Raw genomic sequence first — 21,376 nt, 5'->3', positions numbered from 1 at the left:
CGGTGGGTTACGCGCAGAGCTCGGCGAACACCAGGATATTGCCGAACGGGTCGGTCACTTCCACCTGCATCACTTTGTCGCTCCAGTAGGTTTTTTGCAGCACCGGGCTCGGATAGGCTGAGGCCTTCTGCGTGAGTAGGTAGTGAAAGGCAATCAAGCCATTGATTTCGGCCATAGCCTTGGCGCCGGCGCAGCTTCCCTCGGGGTGGCTGGTGAGGTGCAGCACGATGCCGCCGCGCGATACCTGCATGTACAGCGGCCCGCGCGCCGACTGCTCCTCCCAGTCAATTCGAAACCCCAGCCAGTCGATGTAGAAATCGACGGCCTGCTGGTAATCTAAAATCTGAAAAACGGGCGTGACCATTGAGGCGGTTGGCTAAATAGCAGCGGTTGGCTTTGTGCTGATATTCGTTGAAATATAGTCCAAAATTGGCGATGTTTCTTGCTGTTGCCTCACCTACGCCAGCCGCACCCGTTTCAGATTACCCGGCCCGGTTCGCCTACATTTAGCCCATGATTTCACCTGCCGAATATGACCGCCTCGACGGCCTGGCTCAGGCTGCCCTCGTGCGCGCCGGCCAGCTCACGCCCGCCGAGCTGTGCGCCGCCGCCATTGCCCGTGCCGAGGCCGTAAATCCTCAAATCAACGCCGTGGTGCACCCGTTGTATGAGCCCGCCCGGGCTCGCGCCGCCGCCGGGCTGCCGGCTGGCCCATTCGGCGGCGTGCCGTTTCTGCTGAAGGATTTTGGCGCGCAGTATGCCGGCGCGCCGCACACCTCGGGCAGCCGGGCGCTGCGCCATTTTGTGCCCCACGAAGATGCCGAGCTGGTGCGCCGCTGGCAGGCTGCCGGCCTCAACATCCTGGGCAAAACCAATACCCCCGAGTTTGCCCTGATGGGCGTGACTGAACCCTTGCTGCACGGCCCCGCCCGCAACCCCTGGCACCTGGGCCACACGCCCGGCGGCAGCAGCGGCGGGGCGGCGGCGGCCGTGGCGGCCGGCATTGTGCCGGTGGCCGGGGCGGGCGACGGCGGCGGCTCCATCCGCATTCCGGCGGCCTGCTGCGGGCTGTTTGGGCTGAAACCCAGCCGGGGCCGCGTGCCCACCGGCCCTGAGCAGGGCGAAAAGTGGCAAGGTGCCGCCGTGGAGCACGTGGTGTCGCGCTCGGTGCGCGACAGCGCGGCCCTGCTCGATGCCACTCTGGGTCCCGATGCGGGTGCGCCCTACTTCCTGCCCAAGCCCGCCCGGCCTTATCTGGAAGAGGTGGGCCGGGAGCCCGGCCGCCTGCGCATCGCCTTCAGCCTGGGCCACCCGCTGGGCAGCGCCTTGCACCCGGAGTGCGCTACGGCCGTGACGGAGGCCGCCAAACTGCTCGAAAGCTTGGGCCATGAGGTAGAAGAAGTGCCGCTGCCGTTTGATGGCCGGGCCGTGGCCTCGGCGTTCCTGATGCTGTATTTTGGCGAAACCGGGGCCAGCATCGCGGCCCTGGCCAAACACCTGGGCCGCCCGGCCCGGCCCAGCGACGTGGAGCCCACCACCTGGCTGCTGGGCCTACTGGGCCGCACGTATTCCGCCGCCGATTTCGCTGCCGCCCGCCATACCTGGAACGACCATGCCCGCGCCTTCGGCCGCTTCCATCTTACCCACGACCTGCTGCTCACGCCCACGCTGGCCACGCCGCCCGTGCGCATCGGCGAGCTGCAGCCCAAGCCGCTGGAGCAAAAGCTGCTGAAGCTGGTGAATACCTTTGGCCTGGGTGGTCTCATCCGCCGCTCGGGCATCGTGGAGAAGCTGGCCGAGCAGAGCCTCGAAAAAACGCCCTACACCCAGGTGGCCAACCTCACGGGCCAGCCCGCCATGTCGGTGCCCCTGCACTGGACCGCCGACGGCCTGCCCTGCGGCGTGCAGTTCATCGCGAAGCTGGGGGCTGAGGACGTGCTGTTCCGGCTGGCCGGGCAGCTGGAGCAGGCCCGGCCGTGGTTCGATAAGCGGCCGGCGCTGCTGGGGTAGGGGTAGGAGCCAGTACACAAAAAAGCCCGGCCGAAGCCGGGCTTTTTTGCAAACGTAGGGACCGTGAAGCTTAGTGCTGCACGCTCACCTTGGTGCTGTACGTGCCACCGCTGGTCGTTACGCGCACAATGTAAATGCCCGATGCCAGGCGGCTGGTGTTCAGCTCCACGCCGCTCTGCTGCATCTGGCCGGCTGGTACTGGCACGGCGCGCAGCACGGTTTTGCCCAGCAGGTCGAGCATGTCTACCTGCATGGGTACGGTGCTGGTGAGCTGTGTGCGCACGGTGAGCACGTTCTGCGCCGGGTTGGGGTAGGCTTCCAGCGCATTGCCGGCGGTAGCGCCATTCTTGCTGGACAAGGCGATGGCCGGAGTGCCGGGGGGCAGGTCAAATGCCTGCACAATGCCCGTAACGAGTGGCGCACCGTTCACACGGTTGCCCTGCACGGCGCTGTAACCCATGCCCCGACGGGCAAACACGTTCCAAATCAGGCCGGCGTTGGCGGCGCGGTTGGTGAGCGAGTCGGCCCGCAGCAGGCCATCGCGGCCGTCGAGGAAGCCGGGGTTACACACCTGCAGCTTGCAGCCGTCGAGCACCAGCTTCAGGGCTTTGTTGTTGCCGCCGGTAGCGCTGAAGAAGTCGGCGTTGTAGCCGTAGCGGTAGATGAACTGCCAGTTCAGGTCCCACAGCACGGTAGCCCACACTTCGCCCACGTCGTGGGTTTCCTGGAAGCGGCCGGTGGCGGTGCCCAACTGGGCGTAGGTGTAGTTGTTCTGCGCGAAGTTGGTGGAGTACGGCTTGCGGCGGAAGCCCGGGCCCACGGCGTAGGGGTTGCCGTTGTCGTAGGTCGCCACGTAGCGGTTGTTTGCACCATCTTCGCCAGGGCGGGTGGTCATCCAGAGGGCAAAAAAGTCGCTCCAGCCTTCGCCCATGGTTTGGTTGCCAGTGGCGGAGTTGAGGCAGCTGGAGTTAGCCGGGCCGCCGGTGAGGCGGTTGCTGATGCCGTGGCCAAACTCGTGCGATACCACGCCGTTGTCAAATGAGCCGTCGAAGTCGGCACCCAGCGTGGCGGTCGCGTTCAGCGTAGCCCCGGCCAGAATGGCCGTGCGCAGCCGGAAGCCATCGGCCCCGCTGATGAAAATGGCCGGAATGCGAATGCCCACGGTATCGGTGCCGCCGAAATTCATCAGGTTGGTGGTGGTGCCCAGCGAGTCGAACACGATAACGGAAGTAGCACCGTTGTCCTGGGCACGCTTCACCTTGGTGGCAAATGCGTTGGTAGCCCGGGGATTGAGCGTGGTGAGCTGGGGGCAGCCGCCGCGCTGAATAAAGGCAATATTGCCGGCCACCGCCGCCGCGTTCACGAAGGGCGAAGCGCAGCCGTGGTCGCCGCCATCGGCCGATACGCCATCGTTCACGAGCACCAGCCGGCCCGTCAGCGGCCGCTTGGTGAGGCGTGGGCCAAAGGAAACCGCCGCAAAGCGGTAGCTGCCGGCCGCGCTGGCCGCGCCGGTTACGGTCAGGGCATTGGCCCCGGTGTTATCAAACAGGTACATCTGCATCCGGCCGTTGCTGCCGTCTGCCGGAGTCGAGAAGTTGGCGTTGTTGCGGCCGCTGCCGTCCTGCGATTCGGCCCGCACAAAGTCGTTGCCCAGGCCCTGAGTACCAATGTTCTTGTACTGGAAGTTGCCCGATACCTCATCAAACCCCTTGCTCATCATCACGTCGTGGAGCATGTTGTTCCAGTAGAACAGGTTGGTGATGCCGGCCGCGAGGTTGCCCGGGTCGCGGGGCCCCAGTGGCTGGTTGAAGGCAAAGTCGAAGTCGCGGTTGGCCCCGCCATCGGGCGAGTTGGTAGTAGAAGCCACGTTGCCGTTGCCCGATACCGTCGTCGCGTTGTCGTCGTAGGCCGCCACGTTGTTGCCTCGCGTGAGCTGCTTGCCGCTCGAAAGCAGCGAGTAGGCATCGGCGTAGAACGCGCTGGGGGCGCGGGCGTCGCTCACCTGCCAGCCGTAGGGTGAGTACAGCGGGTTTGCCGAGCTGAAGGGCACCACCACGCGGGGCGAAAGGTCGGGGCTTTCGAACGGCACGGGGATAACCGTCATGCTGTTGGCTACGCCCGTGGTGCCTTTCGCGCCTTTGGCGTTCTTCAGCGCCTTGGCGGCTTTCACGTCCAGGGCAATGGCGGCCGTGGTGGGCACCAGCTTGCGCCGGGCCTGCTCCTGCATCACATGCTGGCGGAAGGTGGTCTGCTCGCTCACGGTGTAGTCGTTGCGGTCCAGCAGGCGGCCGGTTTGCGCATCCACGCGGGCGTTCCAGTAGTGCTGCTGGTCGAGCTGGGCAATGGTCACGTTCCACACGAGCACCAGCTTGTTGTCAACGCGCAGGTACATCAGCCGCACCGGAATGTTTTCTTCCGAAATACCGCCTTTGTTGAACACAATGCCGTCGGCCACGCGGCCTTCCGTCACGCGTTGCAGGGCTACGGGCATGGGCAGGCTCAGGCCCTTCGCGGCCGCTCCCACGGCTTGCTCCGGCGTGAGGCCCGGCGTGGCCGAAGGGGCTACTGCCGCCGCGCCCGCCAGAAAATCCTGGTTGAAATACACCACCTTGCCGCTGGCATCGGTGTGCACGGCCCCGTTGGCGTTAAACACCGTCAGGCCATTCACCCGCTGCTGCAGGTAGGTGTGCGTGAGGCCCGTGCTGGCGTCAGCATACGAGCTGGTTACCGTAGGATTGGCCACATCGGCCTCCGTCAGGTGGCCCTGGGCCCGCGCCTTCACGGCAAACGAGGCCAGCACCTGCGCGGCCGGGGTAACCTCCTGGGCCAACACCAGCCCCGGCATAGCCAGCGCAATGGCCAGTGCCAGCTTACGATAGCCTGAATTAGTAGGTAATACGTTCATATAGAGTGAAGAGTGGGAAGACAAAAACGGTTGGGCAACAGCTTTTAATTGCTGCGAATGAATGAGGGATTTCCCGAAAAACAGTTGCGTTGCCCGGGTGCGCCAGGTTTGGGAATTGAAGGTTGGCACCGAAGCGCAATTGCCAGGCAAATGCCTTCAGTGCCAACTTCTCAACGGGCAGTCGATGGGGTGAAATAGTGCGGCTGCGCGCGTTATTTCACAATGCTTACCTGGCTGGTCAGGCGCTCATCGCCGTTGCGCACCTGGAGGTAGTAAATGCCGGCCGCGAGGCCGCTCAGGTCGAGCCGGTTGGTGTAGTTGTCGCGGGCCGCACCCGTGTACACGCGCTGGCCCAGGGTGTTGGTCACCTGCACATCGAGGCTGCCTTTGGCATTGGCTCCGTGAATTTCGAGGTCAAATACGCCCGTGGTCGACGGGTTGGGGAACACGCTCACAGCGCGCAGCAGCGCCTCCGAAGTAGCCGTGATGGAAACGGCCGTCACCGCCACGTCGTCGATGTAGAGGTTGCCCTGGTTGGCCAGGCTCTTCACATGGAAGCCCACGTACTGCGTGCTTGCGCCCACGGGCAGCAGGGCCACCACGGGTACCGAAGTGCCGTTGGCCAGGGCATAGTTGGTGTTGGTGATGGCTGTGTTGTTGTACAGCAGGTTGGTTTGGGCGGCTACCGTGGCGGCCGTGCCCGATTTCACTTCCAGGCTCTCCGTGTAGTTCGAGGGGCTGTTGGCAATGCCTTCGCCACGGTAGCGGAACGCCACCTGATAGCGCGAAGTAGCCAGCAGCGCCAGCGGCGGCGTGAAGAACCAGTCGTTGGCCACCACGTTGTTCAGCACCAGGCCCCGGTAGCGGATGCTGTTGGCGCCCGAGTTGGGGTTGGTGGCCGATACGGCCCAGGTAGCACCGTCGGCGTTGGCATCCAGCACGCTGAAGCCGCAGGGCAGCGACTGGCCCGGAATCAGGGTGTCGAAGTCTTGGCTGTAGGGGAAGGCGGCCACCGTCTGGGTGGGGCTGCAGGGCGTGGTGAACGTGACGGGCGTAGCATAGCTGCTGCTGCCGCCGGCGGTACAGTTGCTCCGCACATATACCTGGTAGGTGGTGGCGGGCGTCAGGCCGCTCAGCGTCACGGGGGCGTTGGTACTCGTGACTAGCGTGCCGGTAGAGAGGGCGAAACCAGCCGGGCCGTACAGCACTTCGTAGTTGGTGGCACCGCTGGCAGGGGCCGTAAAGAACACGCCGGCGGTAGTGGCGGTGATGTTGCTCACGGCCAGCGTAGTGGGCGGGGCGCAGTTCGGGGTGATGGTGCCAAACTCAATCGCAAAGCGGAACGAGTTGTTGGGGGCGAAATCGAGCCAGGTGGCCGTGCCGCCCGGCAGGTAGAAGAACGTGCCGGGGCGAATGGGGGCCTCAAGCTGGTAAGAAAGCGACATGTTGGTGGCGCTGGTTTCTTTCACACCCACAAAAAAGCTGGTTGGTACGGCGATGTTGGGTACCGTTAGCGTAACGGTGCCGCCGGCGGTGGTACGGTTCTGCGTGGGCGAGGTGTAGAGCAGCGCGCCGGGCAGGCCCCCTGGGGCCGAAGCATCATAGATAACCAGCTGGTACGGAGCCGTGTTGGTCGTCGTGCCGGCGGCCGGGGCAAAGGTTAGCACCACATCGCCAATGGTGGTGGCCGCCGGCAGCGTGTACTTCGAAGCCAGAATGGCGTTGCCGAGGCCAATGCCTCCCGTAGCCGCAGCTGCCTGGTCGGTATACGACACGCGGTTGGCCGTTACCAGCTGGCCGTAGGTGGCGGTGTTGTTGGTGTTGTTGCCATCGGCCGGCACGGTTACGGTAATCGTGTTGGTGCCCGCCGCGAGCGTGGCCGGGTAGCTGGCAAACGTAACCGTAGTGGAAGCGCCCGCCGCCAGCGAGGCCACGCGCTTGGTATCGGTGAAGGTGTTGGCCCCGGTCACGTTCAGCGTCACGTCGAGGTTGGTCTGCGCCGAGACGCCGGCATTGGTCACCACGGCCCGCACGGCGTGCGGCAGCGCATCCGGGCTGGCTATTTTGCCCAGCGTATAAATAACCGATACCGCTGCATCGCTGGTCGGCGTAGGCGCGAAGCGGTAGGTGCGGCCCACATCCGGCAAAGCCGTTTGACGGACGTTGTGGGCGTTGCCCGCGCTCGATGCCAGGTAAGGGCCCACAATAAAGGTGGCCGCCGACCAGAGCCCCGTAGACGGCTTGGTGGCCAATACCGACGATGCCGGTACCGCGCCCTTGATGCCAATGGCCGCGTATTTGATATTCGATACGCCGGTGCTGGCCATGGCAGTACCGTACACAAACTCCACGTTATTGGTGGTTTCGTAGAGCTTTACCTGGAAGGAAAAGTTATCGAACTGCGTGGCGATAACTGTCGCAATGGTCGAAGAAGCGGCCTGGGGCTTGTCGGCCACGTTTTTCCACTGAATGGTGCACACCCGGTTGGGGGCTGTGCCGGTGGTAACCACGCGGTACTCGGTGCCGCCGGCGGTGCCGGGGCCCAGGTCCAGGTTGAACGGTGCAATCAGGTTGATATCTGCCGCGTTGGTGCCGGAAATCGGGCCGGATTCCGGCGTTTGAGCAAACGGTGGAAAGGCTGCCACCGACGAAGGCGCTGCGCTGCCCAGCCGAATCAGACCGTTCGTGTTCAGCACAAACTGCGTGAACGCGATGCCATTGAAGTTGAAGCTGAACCCAATGGCCTGCGCCGCCGAGTTGTCATCGTCGGTGTTGGCCGTGGCAATGGCCGTACCGGTGGTGCCCAGGTCGGTATAAGTGCCGGCCACGTTCACGGCCGTGCTGGGCGTATAGTTCAGCGCCTGCGCTTGTGCGGCTCCAGCGGCCCCACCCGCCACCAATATAGCTAAACCAGCCTTCTGCAAACGGCTCGCCCAGGTTTTTCGATTGTAAGATTCTATCATGAAAAAGGGTAACAGAGAAATATGACTATTGAGAGTGCTGCAATCTTTACTCAACTTGCATAGTGCAGGCAAATCGATTGCGCATGCAATATCCTGCATTTTTTCATCAACTGTTTTAAGAATTCGTCATCAAAAACATCATACTGTAGTAATTGCCCTGATACATCGCTGATAGACAGCTGAAAAAAGGTCGACACGCTACGAATAATTTCAGGAAAAACAGGTGCTGAACCTACTATTTTGATAATGAAGCTGTTTAGAAAGTCCCCGAACGGTCATGCAGAGGGCAGCGCAGTATGACCGTTTGAGTACCTTTTGTGACTTTCTAAACAACTCCAATACCGGTTATGGACTCCTAAGCGGTAGCCCCCGCCAGGTCGTATCCGGCAGGGCGGCATACCGGTAGCAAAGCCAGTAGTACAAGGGGCGGAGTCACGTCGGGGCGCAAAAAATGCCCCCTAAAAAGAGCCTCGGCGCTGGTGGGGCCGGGGCTTCAGAAATGAGCGTTGGAAGGTGCCGGCTTACTTGTCGAATACCTCGTTGAGCACACCAGCCAGGCGGATGCCGGCTTTCAGCACCTGCTGCTCCACGGTGGGGCCGAAGGTGGGGTAGAAGTGCCAGTCGAGCTTGGTGGGCGAAACGGCCGCGCTGGCGTAGATGGGCGTGCAGAGCTGGTACGACTCGAAAAGCCAGGTCGTCATGTCGTCCCTCTGCCACTGCTTGATTTGGGCGGGCGTGGCGTGGTCGTAGGCCGTGGCCATTTCGCTATAGGTGAAGCCGGGGTATTCTACCAGGGCGGTATCCCACACGCTGTGCAGGTTGGTATCGTCCTTGGCGCGCCAGTTCACCATGATGCTGTTGCCGCCTTTGTCTTCGGCGTGGCCTACGTGCAGGGGCTGGTGCACATCGCCCACCAGGTGAACCACAAACTTGAGGGCCACGAGCTTTTCCTCGGCGGTTTTCTTGGGGTCTTTCAGGTCGCGGCGGGCTTGCAGCAGGGCCGTGTAGGCGTTGGTGGGCGCGGCGGGGGCGGCCAGGGCGGGGTCGTTCAGCTGCTTCACAAAGGCGGCAAAATCGAGGCCCACGGGCACGTTGAGGTAGTGCCAGGGTGCCGTGTCGCGGAACTGCGGGTCCGAGCGCAGCTCATCGGCCCAGGTGCTTACCAACGGCATGGTTTCGTGGCCCAGGATGCGGGCTACTTCGCGCCTGGCCGTGGAAGAGAGGTAGTTTTCGGCAATTTTGGCCACGGCCCGGTGGCCTACCACGCCCCAGGCCAACAGGCTAAACGGCGCACACAACAGCGCCAGGAGGGCAACACTTTTTTTGAACATCAGCGAACAGGGTGGGAGTGAGGCGAGAGCAAGCGGTTTGCCGGGTTTTCGGGCACCTTCCGGCGCAAGCAGAACCACAAAGCTAGTGCCCGGCCGCAGCAGATGAATGCGCGGCCGGCAAAGTATTTGTGCCCGCGAGTAAGAAGGCAGAATCCAGGACCGGGAAGGCTTATGTGTCGTTCTTTGAGTGCGCAAAAGGTCGTTGCCAGCCCCGCGCTCCGCCTATCCATGCAAACTGTTTTCGATTCTCCCACCCTGTTCATCGGTCACGATGAGCCGAACCGCTGGCTCTACGTGGACCTGCGCGGCAGCTACGATGCCTCCCTGGCCCAGGCCGCCTGCGAGCAGATGTTGGCCAGCCTGCGCCAGTGGCCCTGCCAGAAAATCCTGACCGACGGCACCAATATCCTTGCCGTACACATGCAACGCACTCACTGGGGTGCGCGGTGGCTGGAAGAGATGCAGACCGCCGGCCTGCGCTACTTTGCCTGGGTGCTGCCCCTAAGCCTACAGGCCCGCCACGCCACCGAAGAGCGGATATATCCCATTACTACCCCATCAGTAGGCACTTTCGATGATGTTGCCTCGGCCTACCTGTGGCTGCAGCAGCAGCGGGAGCAATAGGGGAGTTAGGAATTAAGAGTTAAGAGTTACGAGGAACGTTATGATTGAAACTCTTAACTCTTAATTAAAGCCGCCATGTTCACCAATCCCGTCCTCGACGACAACTTTCCGGACCCCACCATTATTCGCGCCGCCGATGGCTGGTACTACGCCTATGGTACCCAAACCAAGCGCGCCGGCCTCATTATCAACCTGCAAGTGGCCCGCTCCCGCGATTTGGTGGCTTGGGAATACCTCGGCGAAGGCCTGCCCGAAAAGCCCGTCTGGGCCACCGAAAGCCAGAAAATATGGGCTCCGCACGTGAGCGAGCACGGCGGGCGCTATTATCTGTACTACTCGTCCCGGCCCGATGGCGCCGACTACTTCAGCCTGGCCGTGGCCGTGGCCGATGCGCCCGCTGGCCCGTTCGTAGACTGTGCCCGGCCCATGTTGCCCGGCCCCGGCTTCACCTGCATCGACCCCATGGCGTTTGATGACCCTGCCACCGGCCGGCGGCTGCTGTACTGGGGCTCGGGGTTCGGCCCCATCTGGGTGCGCGAGCTGGCCCCCGACCGCCTGCGCTTCGCCCCCGGCAGCGAGGCCGTGGCCGTGCTGCACCCCAGCGCTTCCGACGACCCCGCCAACTACCACCGCCTCATCGAAGGGGCCTGGGTGCACTACCGCGCCGGCTGGTACTACCTGTTTTTTTCGGGGGACAACTGCTGCGGCCCGCACGCCCACTACGCCGTGCTGGTGGCCCGCGCCCGCCACGCCACCGGCCCCTTCGAAGCCTACGCCGCCGCCACCGCCAATCCCCACGCCGCCTTGCTTGCCGCCAATGCCCACTGGCATGCCCCCGGCCACAACTGCGTGGTGACCGATGCCGCCGGCCAGGACTGGCTGGCCTGCCACGCCATCGACCCCCGCCAGCCCACCTTCGACGCCATCGACGATTCGGAGGGCTACTCGCGCCGTGTGCTCATTCTGGCCCGCCTGGACTACACTGCCGACGGCTGGCCCGCCGTGGCCGGCGGCTCGCCCCAGTGGCTGCCCCAGTCCGCGCCAGCCAGCCCGGCTAGTTAAACTGCCAGCGCCGGCCTCTGTCTTTGTTGTCGGCTATCATGCGTAGCTCACGTTAATGGCTTAGCTTTAGCCCGATTGCGCCACTGCTACTACTTTACTATGACTCGTTACATCGGGGCCAGCTTGCTGGTTGCCCTGCTGCTGAATGCCTTGGTGGGAGCCGCCCAGACCCGGCCCGCCGCCGATTCGGCCGGAGCCACGGAGGCGGGACCGCCTTGCCCGGCCCCCGTGGCCCCGCGCCGCCGGGTGGGCTTTGTGATTTCGCTCGATAACCGCGAGTCCTTCGTGCAGTCGTCGGCCGTGCACATCATTGGGGTCAATGCCGGGGTGCTGCTGCCCGGCCGGCGCTGGCGGTTGGGCCTGGGCGGCTACACCCTCAGCCGTGACTATGCCGCGCTCTATATCTACCAATACCGAAACGGCAAGCGTACCAAGAAAATCACCGATACCCTCACGCCTCAGCTCGGCCTCACGTACTTCACGCCCAACGTGAGCTATATTTTCTTCCAGCGGCCCTGGCTCGAAATCAGCCTGCCGCTGGAAGTGGGCCTGGGCCGCAGCCACTACACCATTACCAACCAAAGCGGCTCCACCACTACCGACCACCGGGGCCTGTTTGTGCCCGTCGAGGCCGGGCTTTCCATCTTGGTCAAGCCGTTTCGCTGGGTGGGGGTGAGCGGCAGCGTGGGCTACCGCAAATCGGTGCTTGAAGTTGATTATGAGGACGATTTCGACGGCATGTACTTCAGCTACCGCCTCAACGTGTTTGTGGGCGTCATCTGGCGCGATGTGCGCCAGTACCGCCAGAACCACCGGTTCGCCCGCGAGCTGGCCGAAGCCCGGCGTGGGTACTAAGCTGCCATCCGAACAGCCGGCAGCCAACTTGTTGGGCCAGGCACTAAGGCCCTTCATCCCGGTTTGCCGTATCTTCGGCAGCACTCGTTTTTTTCCTTGCTTATGCCTGCTGCACTACCATTTCTTCGTTTCGTGAGCCGCAAGTGGGCGAGTACATTGGGGCTGCTGATAGCGGGAGCCGGCCCGGCACTGGCCCAGGCCCCGGTGCCCGCCGAAACCCGCTGCCTGATGCTGCCCCTGGAGCCGGCCCGCCGCGCCCGGCAGTCGGCCCTGGTAGTTGAAGCGCAGGTACTCGACGCCCGCAGCTTCTGGGATGCCGGCCACCGGCACCTCTTCACCCGGCACCGGCTACGGGTCTTTTCGCTGCTGAAAGGCCCGGTAGCCGATACCACCGGCCTCACCGTCCTCACCGAAGGCGGCCGGCTGGGGCTCGACCAGCAAATCCTGACCAATACCCTGCAGCTCACGCCCGGCCAGCAGGGCGTTTTCTTCCTGATGCCCGCGCCCTGGCCGGGCCTTCCGGTCGTTGGCCCCGCCGCCTTCACCCCAGTGGGCAGCGAGCAGGGTTTCATCCAATTCAACCCCACTGAGGGCACCGCCTCCGAGCCCTTTCGTGTTTACAAGGCGCTGGATGCGGGCTTTTATCAGGAAATAGCCCAGCTCACGGGGCAGGCGCGCCAGGTGTTGCAGGCCAACCCGGCGCTGGCCCAGGCGGCGGCGCCCGCGCAGCGGGGCACGGCGGCCCCTACCATTGCGGGCTTTGCACCCACCAGCCTCACGGCGGGTACCGGGGCGGTGCTCACCATCACCGGCGACGGCTTTGGCAGCACCCGGGGCAGTGGCTTTGTTGAATTCAGGAATGCCGACGATGGCGGTGCGACCCGCGTGAAAGCCCGCGACGACGATTACCTCAGCTGGACCAACAACCAGATTCAGGTGCGGGTGCCTTCCACGGCCAGCGGCGGCAGCCCGGTGAGCAGCGGCCACCCTGCCGGCTCCGGCCCGGTGCGCGTCACCACTTCCGACCAGCTCAATGTCGAAAGCAGTAGTGCCGTTACCATCGTCTACGCCCTCACCAACGTGGAGAGCACCGATGGCAAGCTGCTCCAGCGCCCGAACCACATTGCCCTCAATGCCACCGGGGGCATCACCTTCCGCTTCGGGCCCAACTTCACGGCCACGCCGGCTGCGGCTTGGCAGCGCGCCCTGGCCACCTGGCGCTGCCAGACGGGCATGAACTGGGAAGTGGGCCCCGCCAGCGCCACCAACACCATCGCCGACGACGGCCAGAACGTCGTTGCCTTCGACCAGGGGGCCGAGCTGCCCGCCCGCGTTCTGGGCCGCACCACCAGCTACTACAAAGGCTGCTACGCGCCGAATGGCGAGGTAATATTCTGGGTGAAGGAAATCGATATGCAGTTCGACGATGCCTCGCCCTTCCAGTTTGGTCCGTTGCCGGCCGCCATCAACCAGGTCGATTTTGAGTCGGTGGCCGTGCACGAGCTGGGCCACGCCCAGCAGCTCAACCACCTCAACCTGCCCCGCGCCATCATGCACTACGCCCTGGCGCTTGGTCAAACCACCCGTTCGTTGAACCCCCTCAGCGAAGTGGCCGGTGGGCGGCAGGTGCTGCGGGTGCGCAGCTTTCGCAACCTGGGCTGCAGCGGCCCGGCCCTGCTGCCCGCTCCCCTCACCGGCCTCACCGGGCAGTACACTGCCGGCACCGGCGCCACTCTCAGCTGGGCCACCCGCGACGAGTGCTTCCTGAGCCGCTTCGTGGTGGAGCGCAGCCTGAGCGGCGATACCACCGCTTGGACGCCGCTGGCCACCATCGCCCCGCGCCCCCCCGCCAGTCAGTACCAGTACGTAGATGCCCAGCCACTCACCGGCCTGCACTACTACCGCCTCCGCCTGCAGCGCCCCGATGGCTCACTCGACAACGCTGTTCCCGTAGTCATAAGCTCGGAAAGCGCCAGCGTCAGCATCTTCCCCAACCCGGTGACGGACTCCCGGCTACGCCTCCAATATCCCGCCTCCGCCGATGGCACGGTAATTTTCTGGGTGTATGACATGCTGGGCCGCCGCATCATGGCCACCGCCCTCAGCGTACCTGTTGGCCTGAACGTGCTCACCCTAAATCTGCCCGCTACGCAGCCCGGCCTGTATGTATTGCGCTGGCAGGATGCGCAAGGCCGCACTGGCAGCCAGAAGTTCACCCGGCTCTAGGTTGTTGAGGATAACCGCCAACTACTCTACCCTACTATTTTTAGTAATTGATTTTTAGCAAGTTGCCTCGTAATCCAGTTCAGTAGCGTTTCAACCAAGCGGGCCAATGGGTCCTCGGGCAGGGTCAGCGGGCGGGCGAGTTGGCGGAGCAGATTGAGGCCGTGGCGGCTCAGGCTGGCGGCCCGGTAGCCGTGGTTTTTGCGGGCAATGGGCTGGCGGCCGCCGTGGGCGGCCGCGCCCACGCCCAGACAAAACGCGTAGGCCAGGCTGACCAGGGCCACGAGCTTGCGCAGCTTTTGGAAACAGCGCAAGTGGGTGGCTTCCAGGTTAAAGCCCCGCCCTTTCAGATTTTGAAAGCATTGCTCAATCGTCCAGCGCTTGGCATAGAGTTGCTCGAGGTGGTTCAGACCGGCCGTGGCAAACAGGAAGACAAACGCGTCCGCCGCCACGGCCTTGACCCAGACCTGCCCCCAGACTCCGTCGACCTGCACGTGGGCGAAGCGGCGCACCTGCCCCGGCACCAGGCCCAGGTCGGCCACGGCCTGCCGCCGGCCGTCGGCGTGGGTCAGGCAGTGGTGCTTGGGCAGGCGCATGACAAAATTAAGCCCATTGTCTTTGAGCCACTTGAACCACGCATGGCCGACAAATTCCCGGTCGCCCACGACCAGGCCGATGCGGTCTTTGCCCAGCAAGGCCAGGCACTTTTCGAGCACCGCGATGCGGTCGGCGGCGTTGGAGTTGCCGCTGCGGTTGTCGAGCAGGTGCCAATAAAGGGGCACGTGGACCTCGCCCGTGCCGACGGTGACGAGCAGGATGTTCACTTGGCACTGGCCGAAGTCCCACTCCGTGCGGTCGAGGCATAAGCGCAGCTTGCCCTGCGCAGGCAACAAACTCAGTAAAATCCTGGCCACCAGTACGTAATTGAGGTCTACTTCGCGGAAAAAGTCCTGAATGCGCGTTTCGTTCGAGGCGGGCTTGGCCGCGTCATTGAGGTGCTGGGCCACCTCGCCGAATTGCACGTTGCGGCTCTTTATCAGGCCAAGAATAAACTGGCCCACAAACTTTTGGCGGGACAAGTGGCCCACAAACGGGGCCTGCTGCAAAAGCGTCGTAATTTTAGCGGCGAAGTGTTGCTTCACGGGGCAGAACGGGTTTTTGGTGGTGTCGTAACCCCAAAGGTCGGGCTGCCCCGTTTTTGTACCTGAAAAATAGTAGGGTAGAGTACCGCCAGCCTTTGCCGCTACAGCAGCTACAAGCTGCGCCCCGTAGCCGGTGCGGCTGCAGCCGTGGCCACCGCCGCCACCTCGTAGCGCCCTAGCTGGGCCTCGTCCAGGTTGCCATTTAGCCATTCGTCCTCAATGGTCGCGCCCAGCTTTTTGTAAAAGCCGATGGCGGGCTCATTCCAGTTCAGTACCTGCCATTTCATCCGCACGGCGCCGGTGGCGCGGGCTTCGGCCACCACGGCATCGAACAACAGCCGGCCCAGGCCGCCGCGCCGGCCCGCCTCCGTCACCACCAGGTCTTCGAGGTACAGCATCCGGCCCTTCCAGGTAGAGTAGGCCGTGTAAAACAGCGCCAGCCCGATGATTTCGGCCCTCTCATTTTCCAGTACGAAAAAGCCGAAGATGGGGTCCGGCCCAAACCCATCGCGCTGCATGGCCACCAGCGTGTTGGTCACGGCCTCCGGTGCTTTCTCATATTCGGCCAGCTCCTGAATCAGGCCCAGCACCTGCGGCAAATCGGCTTCCACGCCCCGGCGCAGCACAATGTTATTTTCCATGGTAATTAAATCAGAAGAAAAAGAAATTGGGCCGCTACCGCCTCAGCAGTAACGGCCCAATCAATTAAAAGCAGAAAACCTAATGAATGGCCCGAGTCAGCGCGCCCCCAACCGAAGGTCAGCGTCCACAAAATCCGTGAACCGAAGGTCGGCGTAGCCAAATTCGCTAAAATCCGAGCCAATCCGTGGTCTACATCTGCGGCTGCATTTTCTTGATATCTTCCGTGGCGTTCACAGAGTTCAATTCGCGCATCTGCTCGGGCTGCTTGGCACCCTGGGTGGTGTCGGGGGCAGCGGGCAGCGGGGGCAGGGCGGTGGTGGCTACGTCATCGTCGCCCTCGGCGGCAGAAGGGCCGCACGAAGGCAGCGTGAGCGACAGCAGAGCAGCGGCCAACAGGCCGGGGAGGAGCGTTTTTTTCATGTGTTGAGAAACGAATTCGGGTGCAAGTTACGCACGCCCGGTGGGTTGCGGTACGAAAATATTGCAAAAACGGTCCATGCTTCAGTCAACAAAAACGCCGGATATTTGCCCGCCCATGCCCATCCCTCTCTCTGTCGTTATCATCACCTTCAACGAAGCGGCCAATATTGCCCGCTGCCTCCAGGCCCTGGGCGACGTGGCCGACGACGTGCTCGTGGTCGATTCCTTCTCTACCGATGCTACTGTGGAAATCTGCCGCCAGCACGGGGGTCGCGTTATCCAGCACGCCTTCGCCGGCTACGTCGAACAGAAAAACTACGCCACCAGCCAGGCGAAATTCGACCACGTACTCCAGCTCGATGCCGACGAAGTCCTCACCGACGAGCTGCGCCAGTCCATCCGCGCCGTTAAGGCCGACTGGCAGCACGCCGCCTACTCGCTGGCCCGCCTCACCAACTACTGCGGCCACTGGGTGCGCCACGGCGGCTGGTACCCCGACCGCAAGTTGCGCCTCTACGACCGCCGCCTGGGCCGCTGGACCGGCCTGCTCCTGCACGAGAAATTTGAGGTAAACCCCGGCCAGACTACCGGCCCACTCGCCGGCGATGCCCTGCACTACAGCTACCACAGCATTGCGCAGCACGTCAGCCAGCTCAACAAGTTCACCAGCATCACGGCCCAGGAATTGGCCCTGCGTGGTCGTACCCACGTCAGCCTGTTTCACCTGCTGCTCAAGCCGCTCTGGAAATTCGTGCACGGCTACTTCTTTCGCCTTGGTTTCCTTGATGGCTTTGCCGGCCTGTGCATCGCCGGCATCTCGGCCTGGGGCGTGTTCCTGAAATTCGCCAAGCTGAAAACCCGCACCGAACAAGCCGAAGCATGAGCCCGGAAAAAACCTTCACCTTCCTCGTCTCCCGCACCGACGCCATTGGCGATGTGGTGCTCACCCTGCCGGTTTGTGGCCGGCTCAAGCAGCTGTTTCCCGGCTGCCGGGTGGTGCTCATCGGCCGCACCTACACCGCGCCCATGGCCGCTGCCTGCCCGTGGGTCGATGACTTCCTGAACCTGGATGAGCTGCTTAAAGAATCCGTAACGGCTCAGCTCGAAACCTTGCGCGCCTACGCCGCCGCTGCCATCATCCACGTCTTCCCCAATAAAATTCTGGCCCGCCTCGCCCAGAAGGCCAGAATCCCGCTGCGCATCGGCACCCGCAACCGCTGGCAGCACTGGCTCACCTGCAACCAGCTCATCGCCCTCAGCCGCCGCCACTCTCCTCTGCACGAAGCCCAGCTAAATGTGAAGCTGCTGGAGCCCCTCGGTGATACTTCCACGCCCACTACAGAGGAAGTGGCCCAGCTGGTGCGTCTGCGCGCCACCGAGCCGCTGGCCCCGCCGCTCCAGGAGCTGCTCCAGCAGCGCCAGCCCGGCCAGCTCAACGTCATCCTGCACCCGCGCAGCCGGGGCAGCGCCCGCGAGTGGGGCCTCGATAACTTCGCCCAGCTCGCCAAGCTGCTGCACCGCGCCGGCCACCGCGTCTTCATCACCGGCACAGCTGCGGAAGGGGAGGAGCTGGCCCCCTGGCTTCAGGAAAATGCCGCCTTCCTCACTGCCGACCTCACTGGCCGGCTCAGCCTGCCGCAGTTCATCGCCTTCATTGCCGCCGCCGATGGCCTTGTGGCCGGCAGCACCGGCCCGCTGCATCTGGCCGCCGCGCTGGGCCGCCACGCGCTGGGCTTGTACCCGCCCATCCGGCCCATGCACCCCGGCCGCTGGGCCCCATTGGGCCCGTACGCCGAATTCATGGTCTTCGACAAGCCGAATTGTGACGACTGCCGCCAGCAGCCTGCCGCCTGCACTTGCATCCGAGCCATTGCGGCGGCGGCGGCGGCGGCGCGGGTGGCCGCGTGGGCGCCGCTACTGGTCGAGCAATAAATGCTATATGGCGACGAACAATGGCTGATTCGTCTAGTTAATTTGCTGCTTGTTTGCCATATCGCAACCTAGCAGCCGATGCAATCCGTACATCGGGCAATGCGCCGCACGTTGCGTTGCGCTACTTTTGGTCTTTCCGGGCTGCGGGTAGCGTCGCACAATGAGCGGTTATTGGCATGGATTAACCCGGTCAGCCCCACTGTCGAGTTGCTGCCTCACCTGCTTCTATTGTCATAATCCCCTATTCCTTCGTAGGTTTCGGCCTGCAATTTCCCCCGCCCACGTGTATGAGCGATTCTCCCGAACGGGTTAAACTGAGCAAAGAGGAAAAAGACCGGCGTTTTCAGGCCGAGCTAATGCCTGTGCTCGACCCGCTCTACAACTTTGCCTACCGCCTCACCCTCGATGAGGATGATGCCAACGACTTGGTGCAGGAAACCTACCTCAAGGCGTACCGTTTTTTCGAGTATTTCGAGGCCGGTACCAATGCCAAGGCTTGGCTATTCCGCATTCTTAAGAATTCGTTTATCAACGACTTCCGTAAGAAAAGCAAGCAGCCCGCCAAGGTCGATTACAGCGAAATTGAGGGCTATTACAACCCCGACGATGTGGAGGCCGAAGGCGAAATTGGCGCTTCTTCGTCCGACATGCGCCAGCAGTCGACCCGCGACCTCATCGGCGACGAAGTTGCCAGCGCGCTAAATTCTTTGCCGGTCGATTTTCGTACCGTCATCATCCTCTGCGACCTCGAAGGGTTTACCTACGAGGAAATGGCTAAAGTGCTTGATATTCCGATAGGTACGGTGCGTTCACGGCTGCACCGCGCCCGCAATTTTCTTAAGGATAAGCTGGAGAAATACGCCCAGTCAATGGGATATGGCAATGATGCAATAGACGATGAAACGGAACTAACCGAGGCCGAGAATAATTAACGTCTTCAACAAGGGCGCATTATTCCCGGCCTTGTACTGCATTGCTCCTCACCCCTTTCCTACATTTTCAATTATGAACCAATCCGCTACTAAAGAAACCAATACGTCGGCCCCCATTTTGGCTAATGGCCCCGACTGCGAACGAGTGAACACTGTACTAGAACAACTCATCGAAGGCCAGCCCCTGACCGCCGAGGACGAAGATTACCTCTTCGACAACGCCACGGACTGCTCGCCTTGCTTCGACGACATCGAGAAGCAGCGCGTATTTATTGGTTTTCTGAACCAGCGCGTAACCCGGCAGCCCATCCCGGCCACCCTGCACGATGCCATTTTGGCTCGCGTAGGTGTGCAAATGGCCTAATACCGGTAGCTTTGCGCGATGCAAGGCAAAATCATTGTGTTTTCGGCCCCCTCGGGCGCTGGCAAAACCACCATCGTGCACCGCCTCATGGACCGGTTGCCGGAACTTAGCTTTTCCATTTCTGCCTGCACCCGCGACCGTCGCGGCCGGGCCGAAGTGCAAGGCAAGGACTACCATTTTATCTCCGTTCAGGATTTTCAGGATAAAATCAGCAACGACGAGTTCGTGGAGTGGGAGGAAGTGTATGAGGGCGCTTTCTACGGCACCTTGAAGTCCGAAATCGAACGCATCTGGGAAGGCGGTAAGCATGCCATTCTCGATGTCGACGTGAAGGGTGGCCTCAGCATCAAGGAGTTCTATAAGGACCGGGCGCTGGCTATTTTCGTCCGTCCGCCGTCCATTGAGGTTTTGGAGCAGCGCCTGCAGGCCCGGGCTACCGACTCACAATCCAGCATTTCTTCGCGGGTGTACAAGGCTAATTTCGAGCTTGGCTTCGAAAACCGGTTCGACGTGACCGTCGTCAACGATAACCTCGACGAAGCCTCCGACCACGCCGAAAAGCTGGTGCGCCAGTTCATCAGCGGCGAGCCCGCCATCGTCTAGCTGAATAAAGGCTGTCATCCTGAGCGTGCGAAGGACCTTATCACGTTCGCTGCGTCGGGTATTATCATGTGATAAGGTCCTTCGCACCGCTCAGGATGAGAGTTTCTTCCCGCATCGGCCTGCTATTTGGCTCGTTCAATCCCGTGCACACCGGCCATCTCATCCTGGCCGAACATTTTGCCACACGCACCGATTTAGCTGAAGTCTGGCTCGTCGTCACGCCCCACAACCCCTTCAAAGCCGCTGCCGACCTGCTGCCCGATACCCAGCGCCTCCGCCTCGTGCAGCGCGCCATCGCCGATAACCCCCGCCTGCGCGCCGAGGACATCGAATTCGGCTTGCCCCGCCCCAGCTATACCATCGCCACGCTCGACGCCCTGCGTCAGCGCCACCCCACGCACGATTTCGTGCTCCTCATGGGTAGCGACAATCTCCCCGGTCTGCCGCGCTGGCAGGAGGCGGCCCGCCTGCTTTCGGAAGTCGATATCTACGTATATCCCCGTTCCGGCTCGCCCATTCCCGATTTAGCGCCCTTTCCCCGCGTGCAAGTCATGACCGCGCCGCTGCTTGACATCTCGGCTACCTACATCCGCGAAAGCCTGCGCCAGGGCCACAGCATCCGCTACCTGGTACCCGCCGCCGTCGAAGAGACGCTCCAGCCTCCGCGCACCTCCGCATAGCCACTGCGAGCCTCTGCGAGAATTACGACCCACAAAAAAGCCTGACGATAATTCGCCAGGCTTCTTCGTCATTAAAAGGCCAAATCAGATGGTCATAATCTCGGACTCCTTCCTGCTGAGCGTCTTTTCAACCTCTGCAATATAATTATCCGTCGTTTTCTGCACCTTCTCTTCGGCGCTCTTCACGGCATCTTCCGAAGCGCCTTCTTTTAGCAGCTTGCGCAGGCTCTCGTTCACATCCTTGCGGATGCCCCGCACCCGCACCTTACCGGCTTCCGATTCGTTCTTGGCCTGCTTCACCAAATCGCGGCGGCGCTCCTCGGTCATGGCCGGAATGTTGAGGCGTACTCCATCTGCATCCGATACTGGGTTCAGGCCCAGGTCACTGTTTTTGATTGCTTTGGCTACCTCGCTCACCATGTTTTTTTCCCAGGGCTTGATGAGGAGCGAGCGCGCATCGGGTGCGGTAATGTTCGCAATCTGGCTCACGGGCGTGGGGGTGCCGTAGTAATCCACGCGCAGGCCATCGAGCATCGCCGGTGAGGCCCTGCCCGCCCGAATGCGGCTCATTTCAACGTTTACATGCGCCAAAGCCTTGCTCATCGATTCGGCAAGCTCATCAAGGTAAAACTGAATTTCTTCGTCCATCTCGTTAGAAGGGTTGAATTTTGAGGGTTGAATGTTGAAT

The 21,376-nt window shown here is 62.4% G+C and carries 19 protein-coding genes; 11 read left to right on the top strand and 8 right to left on the bottom strand.

What is annotated here, in order from left to right; genetic code table 11:
* Positions 1–7: 7 nt before the first annotated feature.
* Positions 8–364, bottom strand: a complete 357-nt coding sequence (locus KQ659_RS17675) for a glyoxalase superfamily protein (protein WP_216679875.1) — start codon at positions 362–364, stop codon at positions 8–10.
* Between the two features lie 149 nt (positions 365–513).
* On the opposite strand from KQ659_RS17675, the gene KQ659_RS17670 reads away from it, so the two are divergent.
* Complete coding sequence (locus tag KQ659_RS17670; RefSeq protein WP_216679876.1) at positions 514–2,010, top strand: amidase; 1,497 nt, start codon at positions 514–516, stop codon at positions 2,008–2,010.
* Between the two features lie 70 nt (positions 2,011–2,080).
* Here KQ659_RS17670 and KQ659_RS17665 read toward each other — a convergent pair whose 3' ends face one another.
* The 3 genes from KQ659_RS17665 to KQ659_RS17655 form a co-directional block, all read right to left on the bottom strand.
* Complete coding sequence (locus KQ659_RS17665) at positions 2,081–4,915, bottom strand: M36 family metallopeptidase (protein WP_216679877.1); 2,835 nt, start codon at positions 4,913–4,915, stop codon at positions 2,081–2,083.
* A gap of 212 nt (positions 4,916–5,127) precedes the next feature.
* Positions 5,128–7,878, bottom strand: a complete 2,751-nt coding sequence (locus KQ659_RS17660) for a T9SS type A sorting domain-containing protein (protein ID WP_216688116.1) — start codon at positions 7,876–7,878, stop codon at positions 5,128–5,130.
* A gap of 521 nt (positions 7,879–8,399) precedes the next feature.
* Positions 8,400–9,209, bottom strand: coding sequence for a S1/P1 nuclease (locus KQ659_RS17655; protein ID WP_216688117.1), 810 nt, complete (start codon positions 9,207–9,209; stop codon positions 8,400–8,402).
* 228 nt (positions 9,210–9,437) lie between these two features.
* On the opposite strand from KQ659_RS17655, the gene KQ659_RS17650 reads away from it, so the two are divergent.
* The 4 genes from KQ659_RS17650 to KQ659_RS17635 all read left to right on the top strand — a co-directional run bounded on the left by KQ659_RS17650 (position 9,438) and on the right by KQ659_RS17635 (position 13,976).
* The gene (locus KQ659_RS17650) at positions 9,438–9,833 is read left to right on the top strand and encodes a hypothetical protein (RefSeq protein WP_216679880.1); all 396 of its coding nucleotides are present in this window, start codon (positions 9,438–9,440) and stop codon (positions 9,831–9,833) included.
* Positions 9,834–9,908: 75 nt separating this feature from the next.
* Positions 9,909–10,895, top strand: a complete 987-nt coding sequence (locus KQ659_RS17645; RefSeq protein ID WP_216679881.1) for a glycoside hydrolase family 43 protein — start codon at positions 9,909–9,911, stop codon at positions 10,893–10,895.
* Between the two features lie 99 nt (positions 10,896–10,994).
* On the top strand, positions 10,995–11,750 hold the full coding sequence (locus tag KQ659_RS17640) for a hypothetical protein (protein WP_216679882.1): 756 nt from the start codon (positions 10,995–10,997) through the stop codon (positions 11,748–11,750).
* Positions 11,751–11,852: 102 nt separating this feature from the next.
* On the top strand, positions 11,853–13,976 hold the full coding sequence (locus tag KQ659_RS17635) for a T9SS type A sorting domain-containing protein (RefSeq protein WP_216688118.1): 2,124 nt from the start codon (positions 11,853–11,855) through the stop codon (positions 13,974–13,976).
* Positions 13,977–14,002: 26 nt separating this feature from the next.
* On the opposite strand, the gene KQ659_RS17630 is transcribed toward KQ659_RS17635, so the two are convergent.
* The 3 genes from KQ659_RS17630 to KQ659_RS17620 all read right to left on the bottom strand — a co-directional run bounded on the left by KQ659_RS17630 (position 14,003) and on the right by KQ659_RS17620 (position 16,177).
* Positions 14,003–15,115, bottom strand: coding sequence for an IS4 family transposase (locus KQ659_RS17630; protein ID WP_216688119.1), 1,113 nt, complete (start codon positions 15,113–15,115; stop codon positions 14,003–14,005).
* 110 nt (positions 15,116–15,225) lie between these two features.
* Positions 15,226–15,756: a GNAT family N-acetyltransferase gene (locus KQ659_RS17625; protein ID WP_216679884.1), complete on the bottom strand. Its 531-nt coding sequence runs from the start codon at positions 15,754–15,756 to the stop codon at positions 15,226–15,228.
* Between the two features lie 190 nt (positions 15,757–15,946).
* Entirely contained in the window at positions 15,947–16,177 is a 231-nt protein-coding gene (locus KQ659_RS17620) for a hypothetical protein (RefSeq protein ID WP_216679885.1), read from the bottom strand.
* A gap of 115 nt (positions 16,178–16,292) precedes the next feature.
* Between KQ659_RS17620 and KQ659_RS17615 the strand changes: the two genes are divergently transcribed.
* From KQ659_RS17615 to nadD, 6 genes are all read left to right on the top strand, one after another.
* Complete coding sequence (locus KQ659_RS17615; protein ID WP_216685959.1) at positions 16,293–17,060, top strand: glycosyltransferase family 2 protein; 768 nt, start codon at positions 16,293–16,295, stop codon at positions 17,058–17,060.
* Positions 17,057–18,109: a glycosyltransferase family 9 protein gene (locus tag KQ659_RS17610; RefSeq protein ID WP_216688120.1), complete on the top strand. Its 1,053-nt coding sequence runs from the start codon at positions 17,057–17,059 to the stop codon at positions 18,107–18,109. The genes KQ659_RS17615 and KQ659_RS17610 overlap by 4 nt, the downstream gene beginning before the upstream one ends.
* A 287-nt stretch (positions 18,110–18,396) precedes the next feature.
* Positions 18,397–19,041 (top strand): sigma-70 family RNA polymerase sigma factor, encoded by a 645-nt coding sequence (locus KQ659_RS17605; RefSeq protein WP_216688121.1) that lies wholly within the window; start codon positions 18,397–18,399, stop codon positions 19,039–19,041.
* A gap of 73 nt (positions 19,042–19,114) precedes the next feature.
* Positions 19,115–19,405 (top strand): hypothetical protein, encoded by a 291-nt coding sequence (locus KQ659_RS17600; protein ID WP_216688122.1) that lies wholly within the window; start codon positions 19,115–19,117, stop codon positions 19,403–19,405.
* Between the two features lie 18 nt (positions 19,406–19,423).
* Positions 19,424–20,008 carry a guanylate kinase gene (gene gmk, locus KQ659_RS17595; RefSeq protein WP_216679890.1) on the top strand — a complete coding sequence of 195 codons (585 nt, stop codon included), beginning with the start codon at positions 19,424–19,426 and terminating at the stop codon, positions 20,006–20,008.
* Between the two features lie 95 nt (positions 20,009–20,103).
* Positions 20,104–20,688, top strand: coding sequence for a nicotinate (nicotinamide) nucleotide adenylyltransferase (gene nadD / locus KQ659_RS17590; RefSeq protein ID WP_216688123.1), 585 nt, complete (start codon positions 20,104–20,106; stop codon positions 20,686–20,688).
* An 84-nt stretch (positions 20,689–20,772) separates the two neighbouring features.
* Here the strand turns inward: nadD and frr are convergent, their stop codons facing one another.
* Complete coding sequence (frr, locus tag KQ659_RS17585; protein ID WP_168672203.1) at positions 20,773–21,336, bottom strand: ribosome recycling factor; 564 nt, start codon at positions 21,334–21,336, stop codon at positions 20,773–20,775.
* Positions 21,337–21,376 lie beyond the last annotated feature (40 nt).

It is taken from the genome of Hymenobacter siberiensis (assembly GCF_018967865.2).
GTDB lineage: Bacteria > Bacteroidota > Bacteroidia > Cytophagales > Hymenobacteraceae > Hymenobacter > Hymenobacter siberiensis.
The sequence above is the reverse complement of the archived record's forward strand: the minus strand, read 5'-3'. Positions and strand labels throughout refer to the sequence as shown.

Coding starts and splice junctions, on each gene's coding strand:
- KQ659_RS17625 (WP_216679884.1), bottom strand. CDS start 15,756: ATGGAAAATAACATTGTGCTGCGCCGGGGCGTGGAAGCCGATTTGCCG.
- KQ659_RS17600 (WP_216688122.1), top strand. CDS start 19,115: ATGAACCAATCCGCTACTAAAGAAACCAATACGTCGGCCCCCATTTTG.
- nadD (WP_216688123.1), top strand. CDS start 20,104: ATGAGAGTTTCTTCCCGCATCGGCCTGCTATTTGGCTCGTTCAATCCC.
- KQ659_RS17655 (WP_216688117.1), bottom strand. CDS start 9,209: ATGTTCAAAAAAAGTGTTGCCCTCCTGGCGCTGTTGTGTGCGCCGTTT.
- KQ659_RS17610 (WP_216688120.1), top strand. CDS start 17,057: ATGAGCCCGGAAAAAACCTTCACCTTCCTCGTCTCCCGCACCGACGCC.
- KQ659_RS17620 (WP_216679885.1), bottom strand. CDS start 16,177: ATGAAAAAAACGCTCCTCCCCGGCCTGTTGGCCGCTGCTCTGCTGTCG.
- KQ659_RS17650 (WP_216679880.1), top strand. CDS start 9,438: ATGCAAACTGTTTTCGATTCTCCCACCCTGTTCATCGGTCACGATGAG.
- KQ659_RS17615 (WP_216685959.1), top strand. CDS start 16,293: ATGCCCATCCCTCTCTCTGTCGTTATCATCACCTTCAACGAAGCGGCC.
- gmk (WP_216679890.1), top strand. CDS start 19,424: ATGCAAGGCAAAATCATTGTGTTTTCGGCCCCCTCGGGCGCTGGCAAA.
- KQ659_RS17635 (WP_216688118.1), top strand. CDS start 11,853: ATGCCTGCTGCACTACCATTTCTTCGTTTCGTGAGCCGCAAGTGGGCG.
- frr (WP_168672203.1), bottom strand. CDS start 21,336: ATGGACGAAGAAATTCAGTTTTACCTTGATGAGCTTGCCGAATCGATG.
- KQ659_RS17660 (WP_216688116.1), bottom strand. CDS start 7,878: ATGATAGAATCTTACAATCGAAAAACCTGGGCGAGCCGTTTGCAGAAG.
- KQ659_RS17675 (WP_216679875.1), bottom strand. CDS start 364: ATGGTCACGCCCGTTTTTCAGATTTTAGATTACCAGCAGGCCGTCGAT.
- KQ659_RS17640 (WP_216679882.1), top strand. CDS start 10,995: ATGACTCGTTACATCGGGGCCAGCTTGCTGGTTGCCCTGCTGCTGAAT.
- KQ659_RS17605 (WP_216688121.1), top strand. CDS start 18,397: ATGAGCGATTCTCCCGAACGGGTTAAACTGAGCAAAGAGGAAAAAGAC.
- KQ659_RS17670 (WP_216679876.1), top strand. CDS start 514: ATGATTTCACCTGCCGAATATGACCGCCTCGACGGCCTGGCTCAGGCT.
- KQ659_RS17645 (WP_216679881.1), top strand. CDS start 9,909: ATGTTCACCAATCCCGTCCTCGACGACAACTTTCCGGACCCCACCATT.
- KQ659_RS17665 (WP_216679877.1), bottom strand. CDS start 4,915: ATGAACGTATTACCTACTAATTCAGGCTATCGTAAGCTGGCACTGGCC.